General features: G+C 72.4%; 17 protein-coding genes. 8 read left to right on the top strand and 9 right to left on the bottom strand.

Annotated elements, in window-relative coordinates; translation table 11 throughout:
* The first annotated feature begins 2 nt into the window (after positions 1-2).
* Together ACQSSQ_RS15835 and ACQSSQ_RS15830 are read left to right on the top strand one after the other, a co-directional pair.
* Complete coding sequence (locus tag ACQSSQ_RS15835) at positions 3-746, top strand: VOC family protein (protein WP_431328077.1); 744 nt, start codon at positions 3-5, stop codon at positions 744-746.
* 64 nt (positions 747-810) lie between these two features.
* Positions 811-1,098 carry a DUF1905 domain-containing protein gene (locus ACQSSQ_RS15830; protein ID WP_431328076.1) on the top strand — a complete coding sequence of 96 codons (288 nt, stop codon included), beginning with the start codon at positions 811-813 and terminating at the stop codon, positions 1,096-1,098.
* A 22-nt stretch (positions 1,099-1,120) separates the two neighbouring features.
* On the opposite strand, the gene ACQSSQ_RS15825 is transcribed toward ACQSSQ_RS15830, so the two are convergent.
* Entirely contained in the window at positions 1,121-2,224 is a 1,104-nt protein-coding gene (locus ACQSSQ_RS15825; RefSeq protein ID WP_431328075.1) for a fatty acid desaturase family protein, read from the bottom strand.
* Between the two features lie 167 nt (positions 2,225-2,391).
* On the opposite strand from ACQSSQ_RS15825, the gene ACQSSQ_RS15820 reads away from it, so the two are divergent.
* Positions 2,392-3,015 (top strand): LysE family transporter, encoded by a 624-nt coding sequence (locus tag ACQSSQ_RS15820; RefSeq protein ID WP_431328074.1) that lies wholly within the window; start codon positions 2,392-2,394, stop codon positions 3,013-3,015.
* Positions 3,016-3,024: 9 nt separating this feature from the next.
* Here ACQSSQ_RS15820 and ACQSSQ_RS15815 read toward each other — a convergent pair whose 3' ends face one another.
* Together ACQSSQ_RS15815 and ACQSSQ_RS15810 are read right to left on the bottom strand one after the other, a co-directional pair.
* Entirely contained in the window at positions 3,025-3,474 is a 450-nt protein-coding gene (locus ACQSSQ_RS15815) for a YdeI/OmpD-associated family protein (RefSeq protein WP_431328073.1), read from the bottom strand.
* On the bottom strand, positions 3,471-4,028 hold the full coding sequence (locus ACQSSQ_RS15810) for a GNAT family N-acetyltransferase (protein ID WP_431328072.1): 558 nt from the start codon (positions 4,026-4,028) through the stop codon (positions 3,471-3,473). The genes ACQSSQ_RS15815 and ACQSSQ_RS15810 overlap by 4 nt, the downstream gene beginning before the upstream one ends.
* A gap of 74 nt (positions 4,029-4,102) precedes the next feature.
* Here ACQSSQ_RS15810 and ACQSSQ_RS15805 point away from each other — a divergent pair, with 74 nt between their 5' ends.
* The 3 genes from ACQSSQ_RS15805 to ACQSSQ_RS15795 are packed head-to-tail and all read left to right on the top strand — an operon-like array spanning position 4,103 to position 6,462.
* The gene (locus ACQSSQ_RS15805) at positions 4,103-4,555 is read left to right on the top strand and encodes a DUF6841 family protein (protein ID WP_431328071.1); all 453 of its coding nucleotides are present in this window, start codon (positions 4,103-4,105) and stop codon (positions 4,553-4,555) included.
* A 29-nt stretch (positions 4,556-4,584) separates the two neighbouring features.
* A complete protein-coding gene (locus ACQSSQ_RS15800; protein ID WP_431328070.1) occupies positions 4,585-5,232 on the top strand; it encodes an alpha/beta hydrolase in 648 nt (215 codons plus the stop codon).
* Positions 5,233-5,253: 21 nt separating this feature from the next.
* On the top strand, positions 5,254-6,462 hold the full coding sequence (locus ACQSSQ_RS15795; RefSeq protein WP_431328069.1) for a putative protein N(5)-glutamine methyltransferase: 1,209 nt from the start codon (positions 5,254-5,256) through the stop codon (positions 6,460-6,462).
* A gap of 52 nt (positions 6,463-6,514) precedes the next feature.
* On the opposite strand, the gene ACQSSQ_RS15790 is transcribed toward ACQSSQ_RS15795, so the two are convergent.
* Genes ACQSSQ_RS15790 through ACQSSQ_RS15780 form a run of 3 tightly spaced genes read right to left on the bottom strand, consistent with a single transcriptional unit; the run spans position 6,515 to position 8,347 of the window.
* Positions 6,515-7,381 carry a permease prefix domain 1-containing protein gene (locus ACQSSQ_RS15790; RefSeq protein WP_431328068.1) on the bottom strand — a complete coding sequence of 289 codons (867 nt, stop codon included), beginning with the start codon at positions 7,379-7,381 and terminating at the stop codon, positions 6,515-6,517.
* Entirely contained in the window at positions 7,363-7,701 is a 339-nt protein-coding gene (locus ACQSSQ_RS15785) for a PadR family transcriptional regulator (protein ID WP_431328067.1), read from the bottom strand. The genes ACQSSQ_RS15790 and ACQSSQ_RS15785 overlap by 19 nt, the downstream gene beginning before the upstream one ends.
* A 58-nt stretch (positions 7,702-7,759) precedes the next feature.
* Positions 7,760-8,347: a DUF1707 SHOCT-like domain-containing protein gene (locus ACQSSQ_RS15780; protein ID WP_431328066.1), complete on the bottom strand. Its 588-nt coding sequence runs from the start codon at positions 8,345-8,347 to the stop codon at positions 7,760-7,762.
* Positions 8,348-8,418: 71 nt separating this feature from the next.
* Here ACQSSQ_RS15780 and ACQSSQ_RS15775 point away from each other — a divergent pair, with 71 nt between their 5' ends.
* Positions 8,419-8,934, top strand: a complete 516-nt coding sequence (locus ACQSSQ_RS15775) for an NUDIX hydrolase (RefSeq protein ID WP_431328065.1) — start codon at positions 8,419-8,421, stop codon at positions 8,932-8,934.
* Here the strand turns inward: ACQSSQ_RS15775 and ACQSSQ_RS15770 are convergent.
* Positions 8,861-9,835, bottom strand: a complete 975-nt coding sequence (locus ACQSSQ_RS15770) for an AraC family transcriptional regulator (RefSeq protein WP_431328064.1) — start codon at positions 9,833-9,835, stop codon at positions 8,861-8,863. The genes ACQSSQ_RS15775 and ACQSSQ_RS15770 overlap by 74 nt on opposite strands.
* A gap of 119 nt (positions 9,836-9,954) precedes the next feature.
* Between ACQSSQ_RS15770 and ACQSSQ_RS15765 the strand changes: the two genes are divergently transcribed.
* A complete protein-coding gene (locus ACQSSQ_RS15765; RefSeq protein ID WP_431328063.1) occupies positions 9,955-10,788 on the top strand; it encodes an NmrA family NAD(P)-binding protein in 834 nt (277 codons plus the stop codon).
* A 26-nt stretch (positions 10,789-10,814) separates the two neighbouring features.
* On the opposite strand, the gene ACQSSQ_RS15760 is transcribed toward ACQSSQ_RS15765, so the two are convergent.
* On the bottom strand, positions 10,815-12,437 hold the full coding sequence (locus ACQSSQ_RS15760) for an ABC-F family ATP-binding cassette domain-containing protein (RefSeq protein ID WP_431328062.1): 1,623 nt from the start codon (positions 12,435-12,437) through the stop codon (positions 10,815-10,817).
* A gap of 179 nt (positions 12,438-12,616) precedes the next feature.
* The gene (locus ACQSSQ_RS15755; protein ID WP_431328061.1) at positions 12,617-15,709 is read right to left on the bottom strand and encodes a M14 family zinc carboxypeptidase; all 3,093 of its coding nucleotides are present in this window, start codon (positions 15,707-15,709) and stop codon (positions 12,617-12,619) included.
* Positions 15,710-15,817 lie beyond the last annotated feature (108 nt).

The raw sequence follows: 15,817 nt of genomic DNA, 5'->3' as shown, positions 1-15,817 counted from the left end.
GGATGTCCGCTCCCTTGCGCTGGATCACGGCATTCCTCGACCAGCCTGCCGAGACCGCTGCCGACGCCGTGACCTACTGGGAGGCCGTGACCGGCACCCGCGCCTCGGCTCCCCGCGGCGACCACGACGAGTTCCGCACGCTGGTGCCGCCGCAGGGTGACGCCTGCCTGCGCTTCCAGGTCGTGCCGGACGGGCCGCCTCGAGTCCACCTCGACCTCCACGTCGACGACCTCGCGACCGGGGTCGAGGCCGCGGTCGACGCGGGAGCGACGGTCGTCGCCGAGCCCGGGACGCACGTGGTGCTGGCGTCGCCCGGCGGGATGCCGTTCTGCGTGGTGCCGCACGAGGGCGAGCGGGCGGTGCCGCCGCCGATGTCGTGGGACGACCGTCGCAGCGCCCTCGACCAGGTCTGCCTCGACATCGCCCCCGATGCCTACGCGCGCGAGTGCGTCTTCTGGGCTGCGGTCACGGGCTGGGAGCTGCGCGACGAGGACAGCCCCGAGTTCATGCGCCTCCGGCGCCCCGACGCGATGCCGATCGGGATCCTCCTCCAACGCCTCGACGAGGCTCCTGCCGACGGCGCGGTCACGGCCCACCTCGACTTCGCCGCCGGCTGGGACGGTGCCGACGCCGAGGCCGAGCGTCATCGCGCCCTCGGTGCCGAGGAGCTGTGGCGGTCCCGGTGGTGGATCACGCTGCGCGACCCGTACGCGCGGGTCTACTGCATCACGCGCCGTGAGCCCTGACCGATGAGTTCGGCCCGCTGCGGTGGTCTCCCACGCACCAGCAGCCGACTCCCCAGGAGCCCGCATGACCTCGCCCGGACCCCGCCCTCTCGACCACACGTTCACGGCACCGATCGAGAAGGACGGCGCCTTCACCACCTATCTCACGGTCCCCGGCTCGGCCGAGCTGCTCGGGACGCGCAAGGCCGTGAAGGTGACCGGCACGATGGACGGGCACCCGTTCGCCGCGACGCTCATGCCGTCCGGCTCCGGCCCGCACTGGCTCCCTGTCCGCAAGGACCTGTGCCGCGCGATCGGCAAGGACGCCGCCGGGGAGGAGGTCACCGTCCGCTTCGAGCAGCGGTTGACCTAACGCGTGGTCGGGACCCCGGCGCTCAGTCCTGGACGCTGCGGAGCTGAGCCGCCAGCGGGCAGTCGAACGGGTCGCGGGCGCGGAGCCCGACGTCGTTGAGGTACTCGACGACGATCCGGTACGACGTGCCCAGACCGACCTCGGTGTACGGGATGTCGTGCCGCGCGCAGTAGTCCCGGACGATCGGCTGCGCCTTGCGCAGGTTGCCGCGCGGCATGCTCGGGAACAGGTGGTGCTCGACCTGGTAGTTGAGCCCGCCCATCATCACGTCGACCAGAGGTCCGCCCCGGACGTTGCGCGACACCAGCACCTGGCGGCGCAGGAAGTCGAGCCGCATCGCCTCCGGCACGATCGGCATCCCCTTGTGGTTCGGCGCGAACGACATCCCGAGCATCACGCCGAAGACCGCCATCTGGACCGCGAAGAACGCGACTGCCATCCCGAGCGGGAGGGCGGCCAGCAGCACCACGACGTACCCGATGAGGCGCGCCGACACGAGCGCGAGCTCGAGCCGGCGCCAAGGCTGCGTCGACGCGCGATCCATCGTGGTGCGCACGCTCGCATAGTGGAGGTTGAGACCCTCGAGGGTGAGCAGCGGGAAGAAGAACCATCCCTGGTGCGCGGCGAACCAGCGGCCGAACCGCGTCCGCCGTCGCTGCACGATCTCCGGCGTGAACGCGAGGGCGCCGGGCGCGATGTCGGGATCGACGTTCTCCTGGTTGGGGCCTTGGTGGTGCTTGTTGTGCTTGGCCCGCCACCAGCCGTAGCTCAGTCCGGCGAAGCCGCCGGCGAGGAGCCGTGCCGCCCACGCGTTCGCGGCGGCCGAGCGGAAGATCTGCCGGTGCGCCGCGTCGTGACCGAGGAAGCCGAACTGCGTCAGGACGGCGCCCATCGCGGCCGCGACACCCAGCTGCCACCACGAGTCGCCGAGCAGGGCGAACGCGACCCACAGCCCGGCGAACGCGAGGACGCAGGCCGCGATGCGGAGGACGTACCAACCCGTACGGCGCTCCAGCAGGCCGCGCGAGCGCACCTCCTCGAGCAGCTCGGAGAAGCGGGCGGTGGTCGGGTGCGGCGTGGGCGTCGGCGGTGCGGGGAGTCCCGGGGGTGCGACTGCGGTGGCCATGCGGACCTCGATCCTGGGAGTCGTCGGGCACGCTCCGTGCCCGTGTCTCGACGCTAGGAAGCGGGGACCGGTGTCGCGATGGTCCCAGAGCCAGTCCGTGGGTGGTGCTAGCACCACCTCCGAGAACCCGTTTGGCCGATCCGCAGGTGCCGGGCGATCATGCCGGGGTGCTCGGAGCCTTCCTCGCCGGCGCTGCTGCCGGCTATGCGATCGCGATCCCCGTCGGGGCCATCGCGACGTACCTCGTGCTGCTCGGTGCGCGGCACGGGTGGAAGGTCGCGTCAGCGGGCGGGCTGGGGGTGGCGACCGTGGACGGGATGTACGCGGCTGTGGCCCTGGTGCTCGGCGCGGTGCTCGCACCGGCGATCGCCACGGTGCAGACTCCGCTGACCTGGATCTCGGTCGCGGTGCTCGTCGTGGTCGGGCTCGCGCTGATGCGGCCGGCGTTCCGGCGCGAGCCTGCGCGTGCTGCCGGGGAGGACGTCCGCGGCATCACGCCGCTCCGCGCGTACGTCGTGGTCCTGGGGCTCACGGTCATCAACCCGGCGACCGTCGTGTACTTCACGGCCCTGGTCGCGGGCGCCTCCTTCGGCGCGATCGACACGGCCGCCGAGCGCACGGCGTTCGTCGTGGGAGCGTTCGCGGCGTCGGCGAGCTGGCAGCTGTTCGTCGCCGGTGCCGGGGCATCTCTCGGACGCGTGATGACCGGTCCGCGCGGCCAGCGCGTCACCGCCCTCGTCGGCGGGTCGGTCGTCGTGGCGCTGGCGGTGAGGACGGCGCTCGGAGCGTGACCCCCGGCCTCAGCGGGCGCGGCCTTCGTGGAGCATCCGCACCGACTTCTCGACGCGCGCGGCCCGGGTCTCGGGCTTCTTCGCGCCCGTGGCCTGCTCGACGTGCCACCGCTGCTTGCTGAAGGACAGCGTGTCCCAGAACCGCCTGGCCTCGGGGTCGGCCGCGAGCGCCTCGGCCAGGTCGTCCGGCACCTCGATCTCGCGTGGCGCGGTGTCGAGCACGATCTCGAGGTCGAGCACCTCGCCGGCGGCCACCTGCGCCTCCTCGCGCCGGGCCGCACTGAGGCCGAGCCAGAAGTCCTCTCCCATTTTGGCGATCGACGTCCGGAAGGTGGCCCCCTTGACGGTGACCGCGACCTTGGGGCGCCTCCCTCCGCCGAGCTCGTCGACGAACGACTCGGGAATCCGGAACCCCGTCGTCGTCCCGCCGGTCGCCTCCAGCTCTGCCGTCAACCTCATCGTCTGGTCCTCTCGTCGGGGTGGTGCACCGTAGACCCGCCGGGACGCCCGGTCTCATCGCCGACCCGCCGCTGCATCCAGGCGACGTCGTGCCAGGTGTCGTGCTTCCAGCCGATCTGGCGAAGCGTGCCGACCGGCTCGAACCCGAGGGAGGCGTGCAGGCCGACGCTCGCGTCGTTCGGCAGTGCGATCCCCGCCACCAGCGTGTGGAAGCCGCGCGCCGCCAGTCGCGGCACCAGCGCCTCGTAGAGCGCCCTCCCCGCTCCGCTGCGGCGTGGGGCGTCCTGCGCGAGGTAGACGCTGACCTCGCAGGACCACGCGTACGCCGGGCGTGTCCGGAACGGGCCGCCGTACGCGTAGCCGAGCACCACGTCGTCGTCGGTGAGCACGAGCCACGCGTGGCGCTCCTGCGCGGCAGCGATGCGCCCGGCCATCTCCTCGGCCGTCGGGGGCACGGACTCGAACGTGACGGCGGTGCGCTCGACGTACGGCGTGTAGATCGCGGCGCAGGCCGCGGCGTCGGCCGCGGTGGCGTCGTGGATCGCGAAGGTCATGCAGGCGAAGGTACCGGGATCGCGCCGGCCGGTTTGAGCCAGCGCACTCGGCGAGGACGACTACCGTCGGTCCCATGCCCGCCGACGACGTCACGCGCTTCCTCTCCGCGTACGCTGCCTCGCTCACGGCCTTCGAGGCCGAACGCTCCGCCGCGCTCTGGGGGACGCCCGGGACGATGGTGTCCGACGCGTTCGTCGGCACGCTGTCGTCGCGGGCGGAGATGGCGGCGGGGCTGCAGCAGTCCTACCCGCTCTACCAGGCGCTCGGCCTCGCCGCGGTCCGCTTCGAGGTGGAGGAGGAGGTCGCGCTGACCGACGCGCTCGTCCGTGTCCGCGTCCGGTGGCTCTTCGACGACGCGGACGGCGCTGTGATGACGGACAGCACGTACGAGTATCTGCTCCGGCGCGACGCCGACGGCCTCCATGCGTACGTCGCGGTGGACATCGACGCGCAGGAGAAGCTCGCCGAGCTCGCCCGCCGCCAGGGCATCGACCTCGAGGGACCCACGCCGGGGTCCGACGCGTGACCGCGGAGGCACGGCTCCTCCCTGTGCGGGTGCCACGGACGCCGGACGGCATCGTGGTGGTGCTCCACGGAGGCGGCGCACGTGAGGAGGGAGCCCTCGTCAGCCGGGTCCAGCCCTCGGTGCTGCGGATGGTGCCCGTCGCCTGGCGGATGGCGCGCGCCGGCCGGGGCAGGCTGGCGGTCTACCGGCTGCTGAACTCGCGGCGCGGGTGGGACCAGGGGCTGAGCCCTCTCGGTGACGTGCGATGGGCGCTCGCCCAGCTGCGCGAGCGGCACGGCCGGCTCCCGGTCGCGCTCGTCGGCCACTCCCTGGGGGGTCGAGCGGCGCTGCTCTCGGCGGCGGAGCCGGAGGTCCGCTCCGTGGTCGCGCTCGCACCGTGGGTGTACGCCGACGACGGCGCGAAGGTCGATCCACGCGGCCGTCGCATCTTCGTCGTCCACGGCACCGAGGACCGCATCTCCGACCTGGGCCGGACGGTGCGGGTCGTCGACACCCTGCGACGCTCGACCCAGGCCGGTCTCGTGCTGGTGGACGGCGGGACCCACGGGATGCTCCGCCGCCGTGGCCGGTTCGAAGGCCTGGCCGCAGACTTCGTCGTGGCCACGCTGCTCGACCGACCGGCGCGGGAGCCCGCCGTGCGCGAGGTCCTCGACGGTGCTGCGCGCGTCGAGCTCTGACGCGGCTGGGAGGATCGTGGCGTGACGCTCTCCGACGATCCTCTCGTCGCGCGGCTGCGCGCCGCCGGGTGCGTGTTCGCCGAGGACGAGGCCCGGGTGCTGCGGGAGTCGGCGTCGTCGGCCGAGGTGCTGGAGGCCCTGACGGAGCGTCGCGTCGCCGGCGAGCCGCTGGAGCAGGTCGTGGGCTGGGCGGAGTTCGGTGGTCTCCGGATCCGCGTCGCGCCCGGGGTCTTCGTCCCGCGCCGCCGGACCGAGCTGCTCGCCGACGCGGCGGTCGCGGCCGTGCCCGACGGGGGCACGGTCGTCGACCTGTGCTGCGGGACGGGGGCGGTCGGCGCGGTCGTCGAGCACGTCCGACCTGGTGTCCGCGTCGTCGCCGCCGACGTCGACCCGGCGGCGGTCCGGTGCGCCGCGAGCAACCTCGTGCGCGGCGAGGCGTACGAGGGGGACCTCTTCGACGCGCTGCCGCGGGACCTGCGAGGCGCGGTCGACGTGGTCGCGGTGAACGCCCCGTACGTCCCGACCGCCGACATCGCGCTGATGCCGCCGGAGGCACGCGAGCACGAGCCGCTGGTCGCCCTCGACGGTGGCGCGGACGGCGTCGCCGTGCACCGTCGGGTCGCCGCCGAGGTCGCGCCGTGGCTGACGTCGGGCGGCCGGGTCCTGATCGAGGCCAGCGGTGCGCAGGTCCCGTGGACGGCCGTGGCGCTCGCCGAGCACGGCCTGCGCGCGCGGGTGGTCCGGTGGGACGAGGAGATCGGGACCGCCGTCGTAGCGGGGACGCCGACGGCGCCCGACCTTCAGCCGGCCGCTCTGCCGCCGCTGGAGTTCGCGTTCCCCGGGCCGCTGCGCGACCGCCTCGTGGGACTCGTGCTGGCGGGCGCCAAGACGACGACCACGTCGCTCGTGCGCGAGCTGTTCGTGAGCGGCGGGGAGGACGACGAGGGGATGCCCGCCGTGGGTGAGCGGTGGCGCGTCATGGACTCCGCCGGCAGAGCCGTGTGCGTGGTCGAGACCGTCGACGTCCGGGTCGCGCGCCTCGCCGACGTCGACCTGCGGCATGCGGTCGACGAGGGCGAGGGCGACGAGACGGTCGCGCAGTGGCGGGCCAGCCACGCCGGCTTCTGGGAGGGCGACGACATGCGCGCGTTCCTCGGTGATCCCGTCTTCACCGTGGACGACGACACGCTTGTCGTGCTGGAGCGGCTCCGCGTGGTCGAACGCCTGTAGCCGCTCGAGCGCCTCGAGTCGGCGTGCGCCTCGAGCGAGCCGGCGTGCCGGCTCAGTCCGCGGTCGCCACCTGCGGCGCCGCGCGGACCGCTGCGACGCGCAGTCGCAGCGCCACCGCGAGAATCCCGACCCCCATCAGGACTGCGCCGACCCAGAAGCCGACGACCGGCGGCAGGACCGGGTGGAGGTAGTAGCGGTCCATCGGCCCGAGGTTCAGCACGTCGCCGACCACGTAGACGGCCGTCCCGATCGGCCACGCCAGCGCGGCGACGGCGAGCCACGGTCGGCTCCCGCGGCTGCGCCACAGGGCCAGAGCCGCCACGATGCCGAACACCGTGCCCGGGATCGGGTACGACCAACCCATGCCGGCGACGTACCAGGCCGACGCCAGCACGAGCAGTGCCGCGCCGACGACCAGGTGCGGCCCCAGCGCCCGACGCCCCGGCTGGGCGAGCAGGCTCAGCAGCGGCGCACCCGCGAGCAGGAGACCGATCCCCGCGACGACGCTCCAGACGTGGAACATCGTGGGGTTCCACGTCGTGCTGTAGGCGGTCAGCTCGTAGACCAGCGACGACACGAGGAAGACACCGACCCCGAGCATTCCCGCGGTCGCGGCAGGCTCGGCGAGGACGGGGCGGTCCCCGGTGGGCACGGTCGTCCACGTCCGCGCCAGCAGCTCCGGGCGCCCGAAGCGCTCGACGGCCGCGCGCTCCGCCGCGTACGGGTCGAGCCCGGACGCGGCGAGCTGGTCGGTGGCGAGCCAGAGGTGGTCCTCGGTCTCGGCGAGGATCTCCTCGCGGTCGCTGCGCCGGCGCAGCTCGTGCGCGAGTGCGGCGACGTAGTCAGCGATCGCGCCGCTGCCGGCCGCGGTGACGTCGTACGCCTCCGGTCTCGCCGCTGTCAGGTCGTGCTGGGCCATGGAACACCTCTCAGGACTGATCCGACCGCGGCGGAGAACTCGTTCCAGCTGCGGCGCTGCTCGTCGAGGGAGGCGTGGCCCGCCTCGGTCAGCGCGTACGACTTGCGCCGCCGCCCGTCGGCGTCGTCCCAGGAGCCGGCGATCAGGCCGGCCTTCTCGAGACGGTGCAGGACGGGGTAGAGCGTGCCTTCGGGGAGGTCGAAGGCATTGTCGCTCCAGGTCCGCAGGTCCTCGATGATGGCGTAGCCGTGGCGCGGCTGGCGCGCGAGCACGGACAGCACCAGCATCTCCAGGTGTCCCTTGAGCACGTTCCCTCTCATGCCTAGGAACGCTAGGCCTAGCGTGGCTAGGCGTCAAGCGGGTTGCAGAAGACGCTTCCTACTTCTCGTAGAAGTACGCGTCGCGGGCGACGAGCGACCCCATCCCGATGCCGCCGGTGACCCGGACGAGGACACCGTCGGGCGCGGGTGTGCCGGCGCGCTTGTTCTTGACCGAGCCCCAGCCCGTACGGAGCTGGTCGTCGTCGACCGCCCACCCCTTCGGCAGGATCAGCACGACGTTGCCCGTGCCGCCCTTCACCTCGATGTCCACGACCCGGTGCGGACACGTGGCGTGGCGGAAGTCGAGCTTGATGTTGCCCATCGCCGGCGAGAGGTGCAGGCGCGACGGCACCGACCAGGATCCGGTGCGCTCGACGTCGCTCATCGTCGCCTTGAGCGGGAGCGGTTCGGTGCGTGCCGCCGGGACGACGCCGGTGGATCCGGGGGCGAGTGCGGCACCGTCGGGCAGGTCGGCGACCAGCGCCTCGAGCTCGCGGTAGGTCTTGGCCTGGTACGCGCGCTCGAGGCGTTCCTCGAGCTCGTCGATGTCGAGCCGTCCCTCGCCCGCGGCTCGGCGCAGGATGTCGGCGGTGTGCTCGCGATCGGGATCGCCGGCACGCATGTCGCGCGGGTCGATGCGGTCCATGGCGCCCACCGTAGCGGGCGACGTCGCGGGCTCCTCCGCGCCGTCCCCGGTCGTGCCCCTAGGCTCGACGCGTGCCGATCCCTCCGTACGTCGCCGCCCTCCGTGCCCGGGTCGGCCACGACCTCCTCTGGCTCCCCGGGGTCACGGGCGTCGTGATCGACGAGGCGGGCGAGCGGGTCCTGCTCGGCCGCCGCGCCGACTCCGGCGAGTGGGCGCTGATCAGCGGCATCCTCGAGCCCGGCGAGGAGCCCGCGGTCGGGCTGGTGCGCGAGGTGCGCGAGGAGACCGGCGTCGACGTCGTCGTCGAGGCGCTCGCCGGCGTGAGCGTCACGGACCCGATCGGCTATCCCAACGGCGACGTCTCGCAGTACCTCGACCTCTGCTTCGTCTGCCGGCCGGTGGACCAGGTCGCGGCCGAGCATCCCTATGCCGCGGACGACGAGTCGCTCGAGGTCGCCTGGTTCGCGTGGGACGACGTGCCCGACGACCTCGCGGAGACCAGCGCCGTACGCCTCAGCCGTGCTGTCGACTTCCTTCTCGGTCCGAGCGGGGGTCCCTCGTTCGTGACCGGTGTGCCGTCGGACTGACGCCGCGCTCGCGGGAGAAGGCCGCGCTCAACGCGAACGCACTGGTGTAGCCGACCTCGCGGGCGATCGACGACAGCGTGCGGTCGGTGCGGTCGAGAAGGTCGGCCGCGAGCGCGAGGCGCAGGCTGGTGAGGTACGCCATCGGGGGCTCGCCGACCACCTCGCGGAACCGGCGGGCGAGGGCCGCGCGGGAGACCTGGACCTCGTCCGCCAGCGACCCCACCGTCCACGGGTCGGCGACGCGCTGGTGGAGCGCCTGGAGCGCCGGTCCGACCACCGGGTCGGCGGCGGCGCGGTACCAGCCCGGGGCCGCGTCCTCCTGGTCGCCCAGCCACGACCGGACGGCGGCGAGCACGACGAGGTCGAGCAGCCGGTCGAGGAAGACCTCCTGACCGGGAACGTCGCGCTGCATCTCGGCGCACACCAGCGTCACGAGGTCCGAGCTCCACTCGCCGTCCCGGAGCACCACGGCGCGAGGCAGCGCGCGGAGCAGGCGCTCGCTCACGGCCGAGGCGCGCTCGTAGGTGCCGGTGACCAGCATCGTCGCGCCGTCGGCCGTGTTGCCCCACGTGCGCAGCCCGAGCAGCATCTCCTCCGACATCGAGCGGCCCTCGGCGTCGCGGCAGACCTGGCCTGGCTCGATGAAGACCTCGGGAGCCGTCCCTGGATCGTCGGCGACCGTGTACGGGTCCGGCCCCCGCACGAGGACGAGGTCTCCTGGTGCCAGGTCGATCGGGTCGAGTCCGTCGGGGACGACGCAGGCCGAGCCCGTCACCACGACCACGACCGAGAGCGGAGCCCGGTCGCGGATGCGCAGCGACCAGGGCGGCGCGAAGACCGAGCGGAGCAGGAACGCCCCGTCGGCGCGAGGGCCGTCCAGGAGCCCGCCCAGGATGTCCATGCGGGTCACCCTACCGCTGCTTCGAGACGCTCGCGTATGCCTTTGAGCGCTGAGGCCATGGATCGTCTCGCCGTGACCCGTTGGACTGGAGTCCTCACACGAAGCCACGGGAGGACATCATGAGCACTGCAACGGATCACCAGCCGGTACTCGTCGTCGGCGGCACGGGCAAGACGGGGAGCCGGGTCGTCAGCCGGCTCGAGGCCCTCGGCGTCGCGACGCGCCCGGTGTCGCGCTCGTCCGCCGTCCCGTTCGACTGGAACGACCGGTCGACCTGGCCGGCGGCGATCGACGGCGTCGGCGCGGCGTACCTCACCTACTACCCGGACGTGGCGTTCCCGGGAGCGAAGGAGGCCGTCAGCGAGCTGGCGGGCATGCTCGCCGAGCGCGGGGTCGAGCGGATCGTCCTGCTCTCCGGTCGCGGCGAGGAGGCGGCGAAGGCCGCAGAGGATGCGCTCCTCGCCGTCGTCCCGACCGCGCGCGCCGTCCGGTGCTCGTTCTTCGCGCAGAACTTCACGGAGGGGATGTTCGCGCCGGACGTCATGGCGGGGCAGCTCACCATCCCGGTGCCGGATGACGTGCCGGAGCCCTTCCTCGACGTCGACGACATCGCGGACGTCGTCGTCGCCGCCCTGCGGGACGACCGGCACGCAGGGGAGGTGCTCGAGCTCACCGGACCCGAGTCGCTGACCTTCCCCGAGGCGGTCGGCCTCGTCGCCGACGCTCTCGGCCGACCGGTGGGCTTCCGGGTGGCGACGCCCGAGGAGTACGTCGCCGCCGTGGTCGCGGCCGGCGAGCCGGCCGAGCTCGGGTACGGGATCGTGGCGCTGTTCGCCGAGGTGCTCGACGGCCGCAACGTCGCGACGACCGACACCGTGGCCCGGGTGCTCGGCCGGCCGGCGACCTCGCTGAGCGTCGCCGTCTCCCGCGACGCCGCCGCGTTGTCGCACTGACCGGGGGGCCGGGCGCGGGCCGCGGCTCACAGCTCCAGCCGCGGCCAGGCCGCGAGGTCGCTGCGCATCTGACGGTCGTGCGTCGCGACCACGACCGCCGCCTTCGTGGTGTGCAGCGCCTCGGTCAGCTCGTCGACCAGCCGGATCGCGAGGTGGTTGGTCGGCTCGTCGAGGAGCAGCACGTGCGGCCGCTCCGCGAGGAGCATCGCCAGGTCGAGCCGCCGCTGCTGACCGGTCGAGAGGTCCCCGACCCGGCGGCTGCGGTCGTGCGCGGACAGCAGTCCGAGCGTCGACAGCGCGACGACCTCGGACTCGGCGAGCCGGCCGGCCGTCACCAGGCGGCCCACGTGCGCGTCGTACGCGTCCGCGACGCGCGTGCCGGGGACGACCGGCGACTCCTGCCGGAGCCAGCCGACGCGGGCCCGCCGCGCCGTCCGGACCTCGCCCGTCGTCGGCTCCGTCTCGCGTGCCAGCACGCGGAGCAGGCTCGACTTCCCCGACCCGTTCGGACCGGTGAGCAGGAGCCGGTCGCCCGACCCGATCCTCAACGAGACCGGTGTCCGGACACGTCCGGTCAGGGTGACGTCCTCCGCACGCAGCAGCGTCACACCGGGGACGGTCGGCATGGACGGGACGTGGAGCTCCAGCGGCGGGGTCGGCGCCGTCACGGCGCTCCGTTCCAGCAGCTCGCGACGACGGTCGACCTGCCGCACCAGCGCCGGGGCCCGCGTGGCGCGGGTGTGCTTGCCCGTGCCCTTGTCCGGACGCCATCCGGTGGTGAGCCGGTCCTGGGCGGCGCGCAGGTCGGCGGTGAGCCGCGCGTGCTCGGTGCGCTGCGCCTCGTACGTCGCGACCCAGCGGGCACGCTCGGCGGCGCGGCCCTCGCGGTAGCCGTCGTACCCCGCGCCGTACGTCCGTGGCCGACCGTCGTGGCTCGGATCCAGGTCGAGGACCGTGGTCACGACGTCGGCGAGGAGCGCGCGGTCGTGGCTGACGAGCACGACACCGCCCGGATGCTGCTGCAGCCGCTCGGTGAGGAACGCGAGCCCGTCCGCGTCGAGGTGGTTGGTCGGCTCGTCCAGCAGGAGCATGTCGTGCCCGGCCCCGATCAGGACGGCCAGGCGCACCCGGTAGCGCTCTCCGACTGACAGCGTGCCGAGCCGGCGCGTCCGGTCCGTGACGGCGCCGAGCGCGGCGAGCGCGACGTCGACGCGCCGGTCGGCGTCCCACGCGTCCAGGTGCTGGGCGACGTCGAGCGCGCGGTCGTACGCGTCGGCCGCCTCGGGGTGGCCCTCGGTGAGTGCCGTCGTGGCGGTCTCGAGCGCGGCCAGGGCCGTACGTGTGGCGGAGAGCTCGAGGTCGACGAGGTCACCGACCGTACGGCCGTCGTCGATCGGGAGCGCCTGCTCGGCGAGCCCGAGAGTGCCGACGCGGGCAACCGTCCCGGCATCGGGGGCGAGTGTGCCGGCGAGGACGTGGAGCAGGGTGGTCTTGCCGCGACCGTTCTCGCCGATGACCCCGAGACGGGTGCCGGGCGAGATCGCGACGTCGACGCCGGTCAGGACGGGGCGGCCGCCGCGGGCGACGTGGAGGTCGGTGGCCGTGATCTGGGCACGGGCGCGTGCAGGCAGCGCAGAAAGGGCGTTCATGGGGATGCTTCCTCAGAGATGACGGGGTCGCGACGGCGACCAGGGAGACTCGACGACGCGCCGAGAGGGCGCGATCGGAGTCAGCCGTCAGATGAAGAAGAAGTAGTGCACGCCTCAACACTAACGGGGCGCCGCAACCGGATTCCCGGCTGCGACGCCCCGCTCGTGGTTTCGACGCGCTACTCGAGGAGCGCGTCCAGCGACCGGCTCAGCAGGTCCTGACGCTTCGCCGCGTCGAGACCCTCGAGGCCGAACCCGAACAGCATCGTGTCGGGCGTCATCACTGCGGCGCCCTCGTCGACGGAGGCCTGTCCGCGCTCCCAGTCGTTCGGGTTGCCCGGCGATCCGGCAGGCGCTCCCGGCACCGTCCAGGCACCGAGGTCGGACTCGAACGAGGTCTCGTTCGCGACCGCACCGTCCAGCGTCACCTTGGCGTCGTCGATCCACACACCGAGGTTTGTCGTGCTCCAGTCGGTGGCGTAGACGATCGCCAGCTCGACCTGCTTGCCGGCGTACGGCGTGAGGTCGACCGACCAGTCCTGCCAGCCGGCAGAGTTGCCGCTGAACGCGTTCCAGGCGCCCGTCGTGCCGGTGGGCTCGCAGGCCGCGTTCATGTAGTGACCCAGCTGCGGGTGGATCTCGTCGACCCACCCGGAGGTGCAGCTCTCACCGGTGGCCTGCGACGTGTGACCGTTGAGGTCCGGCAGCGTCGTCCAGTCGTCGGTGCCCACCGGGCGCGCCTCGACGAACAGCGCGTCCCAGTTCGCCTCGACGTCGGCGCTGAACTTGAAGTCCAGCCGTCCCGAGGACTTGCCGGCGAGGTCCACCGTCGTCGCCAGCCGCTTGTACGACGAGTCGGCCGAGCCGGAGCTCATGAACCACTCGCCGGTGTACGGCGAGTACGGATCGCCGATGCCGCGGTCCCACGAGATCGGTGCACTCGACGCGAACTGCGGGAACTCGTCGACCGGCAGGAACGACGACGTCGAGACGTAGGCGCCCGTGTGGTCCTGAGTGGCGTCGAGCTGTGCGGCGAAGCCCTCGAACGGGCCGTCCTCGTCACCGGAGAGCGGGAACGTCGTCCCGTCCTCGCGCGTGCCACCGTCGTCGACGTACTGGTACGACCCCAGCCAGTACTGGAGGAAGTCGTTGCCCAGCGGCAGGCACGGGTAGGCGCCCGGCGTCGTGCACGACCCGGCCGTCTCCTCGTCCGGGTGGTAGTAGTACGAGCCGTCCGCGGCCTGCGCGTACAGCCCGTACTTGCCGGCGATCAGCGCCTTGCCGCCCTCGTTGAGGTAGTCGCGGACCCGGAGCTCCGTGTCGTACCCCCACTTCGCGGCGGTGCCGCCGACCTGCCCGGTGTTCCTCGGGATGATGTCGTCGCCGGTCTCCCAGACGACGGCGTCGTAGTGCGACAGGACGCCGAGGTCGTGCGGTGCCTTACGGCCGTTGGCGTCGATGTCGTAGACGTCGGTGCTGTAGCCGGCCGCGTTCAGTGCGTCGGCGTACGCCGAGACGTACTTCGGCGCCGTCACACCCTGCACGGGCGAGAGACCCGTGTAGTCCTCCGCGGCGAGGATGAGCACGTCACCGCCGATGTCGCTCGCCACCGTGTAGGAGAACGAGGCCTGCGCCTTCCTGAGCGGCTTCACGTTGATGCCGGTGAACGTCACCGACACCTTGTCGCCGGGCTTCTGGCCCTTCACCTGCGCGCGGTACTCGGCGTAGTACTTGTCGTTCTCGCCGCCGTACTTCTCGCCGCCCTTCCACTCCTTCATCGGGGTGACGGAGCGGATGCGCCCGTTGATGCGGGTCGTCATCAGCAGGGCCTTGAGGTTGCGCTTCGCGGTGACCGCGACGGTCTGCTTGGTGCCCCACGACGTCGTGAACGTGTCGGGCGTGATGTCGTCGGCCTTGAGACCGATCGACGACTTCGGGTCGTCGGGGTCGTGGGCGGACTCGGCCAGCGACAGCGCGAACGGGATGTTCTTCTCGAACTCCGCCTGCACCAGCTCCTCGTCGTCGGGGAAGGTGAAGACGCTCGCGCAGTCCTCCGCCACCCACTCGTCGTCGGGGTAGAGGTTGCTGATCGTCTGGCACGTCGACATCTCGGGCGTGAACGCCAGCGTCCCCTGCTCCTCGTGGGTGTGGCCGTCGGTGTCGCCGTTGGTCACGTAGAGCTCGGCGGAGAGGTCCGGGTCGTAGCCCGGGATCGCCGGGTTGGCGTCGTTGCCGGCGAGCGCGGTGTAGATCTCGTCGTCCGGCGTCGGGGTCTCGACCTGCCAGCCCGTGCCGTAGAGCAGCAGCTCGGCGGCGGAGTGGTAGTTGATGAAGAACTCGAAGCCGACCTTGTCGACGAGCCCGATCGTGGCCTGGGTCTCCGGCTCGGAGCCCGGCGCCGGGCCGCGGTAGGTGTCGCTGAAGGTCTGCGGCGAGCTGCCCTCGTTGTCGTAGCCCCACTTGAACGGGAAGTTGCGGTTCATGTCCACGCCGTCGCCGACCGCGGTCTGGCCGTCGCCGTTGTTGTCGCGCAGCGTCTTGCGCCACCCACGGTTGCCCTCGGTGAACGTGTAGTCGTAGCCGTCGGGGTTCTGCACCGGCAGGAACCACAGCTCGGTCGTGTCGAGGATCTTCGTGATCCGCGGGTCCTTGCCGTACTGGTCGAGGACGTGGTGCATGAGGCGCTGGACCATCTCGGGCGTGATCCACTCGCGCGCGTGCTGCGTGCCGCCGTACAGGACCGCGGGCTTGCTGCCGTCCTTGGACTTGGCGGCGTTCTTGCCCACCTTGACGGCGAGGATGTCCTGGCCCTGGCCGGACTTGCCGGCCTTCACGAGCTTGGTGAGCTTCGGGTAGGCGCGGGTGGTCGCGACCATGTCGTCGCGGATGCCGCCGGCCTCGCTGTAGGAGGTGAAGACCTGGAAGCCGGCGCGGGCCTGGCGGGCCATCAGCGTCGACGCCTTCACGCCGTCGATCTTCTTGAGCTCGAGGTCGACGCCCTGCTCCTGGAGCTTCGCGGCCTCGTTCTCGGGGAGGACCACCTCGACCTTCGCCTTGCCGTCCTTCGTCGGACCGAGGACGTCGTGCCCCCGGTCGACGCCGGCCTCGCCGAGCAGGTCGAGTCCGCGGGCGTCGACGGTGCCGGTGTAGACCTCGAGATCGCCCGGGGGAGAGCCTGGTGGAGCCTTCGGCGGTGAGGCGGTCGCCGGGATGGCTCCGAGGAGACCTCCGACGAGAGCGGTGGTGAACACGATCGCAGCAGTTCGTCTCATGCTGGTCCTCCGCAGGATGAGGTCGTGTCCTCGAGGACACGTACTGCCGGAAAACCTTTCAGCGCGCACCCCATTGTGTCAACGGTTGTTGCATGCAACCACTTCCGT

Origin of the sequence: Mumia spirodelae, assembly GCF_050632745.1 — a bacterium.
In the GTDB taxonomy this organism is placed as follows: domain Bacteria; phylum Actinomycetota; class Actinomycetes; order Propionibacteriales; family Nocardioidaceae; genus Mumia.
The sequence above is the reverse complement of the archived record's forward strand: the minus strand, read 5'-3'. Positions and strand labels throughout refer to the sequence as shown.

What these genes read in the sequence shown, in the direction of transcription:
- ACQSSQ_RS15765 (WP_431328063.1), top strand. Translation starts at nt 9,955, where the DNA reads ATGAGCACTGCAACGGATCACCAGCCGGTACTCGTCGTCGGCGGCACG.
- ACQSSQ_RS15760 (WP_431328062.1), bottom strand. Translation starts at nt 12,437, where the DNA reads ATGAACGCCCTTTCTGCGCTGCCTGCACGCGCCCGTGCCCAGATCACG.
- ACQSSQ_RS15755 (WP_431328061.1), bottom strand. Translation starts at nt 15,709, where the DNA reads ATGAGACGAACTGCTGCGATCGTGTTCACCACCGCTCTCGTCGGAGGT.
- ACQSSQ_RS15770 (WP_431328064.1), bottom strand. Translation starts at nt 9,835, where the DNA reads ATGGACATCCTGGGCGGGCTCCTGGACGGCCCTCGCGCCGACGGGGCG.
- ACQSSQ_RS15780 (WP_431328066.1), bottom strand. Translation starts at nt 8,347, where the DNA reads ATGGACCGCATCGACCCGCGCGACATGCGTGCCGGCGATCCCGATCGC.
- ACQSSQ_RS15805 (WP_431328071.1), top strand. Translation starts at nt 4,103, where the DNA reads ATGCCCGCCGACGACGTCACGCGCTTCCTCTCCGCGTACGCTGCCTCG.
- ACQSSQ_RS15830 (WP_431328076.1), top strand. Translation starts at nt 811, where the DNA reads ATGACCTCGCCCGGACCCCGCCCTCTCGACCACACGTTCACGGCACCG.
- ACQSSQ_RS15815 (WP_431328073.1), bottom strand. Translation starts at nt 3,474, where the DNA reads ATGAGGTTGACGGCAGAGCTGGAGGCGACCGGCGGGACGACGACGGGG.
- ACQSSQ_RS15825 (WP_431328075.1), bottom strand. Translation starts at nt 2,224, where the DNA reads ATGGCCACCGCAGTCGCACCCCCGGGACTCCCCGCACCGCCGACGCCC.
- ACQSSQ_RS15835 (WP_431328077.1), top strand. Translation starts at nt 3, where the DNA reads ATGTCCGCTCCCTTGCGCTGGATCACGGCATTCCTCGACCAGCCTGCC.
- ACQSSQ_RS15790 (WP_431328068.1), bottom strand. Translation starts at nt 7,381, where the DNA reads ATGGCCCAGCACGACCTGACAGCGGCGAGACCGGAGGCGTACGACGTC.
- ACQSSQ_RS15810 (WP_431328072.1), bottom strand. Translation starts at nt 4,028, where the DNA reads ATGACCTTCGCGATCCACGACGCCACCGCGGCCGACGCCGCGGCCTGC.
- ACQSSQ_RS15785 (WP_431328067.1), bottom strand. Translation starts at nt 7,701, where the DNA reads ATGAGAGGGAACGTGCTCAAGGGACACCTGGAGATGCTGGTGCTGTCC.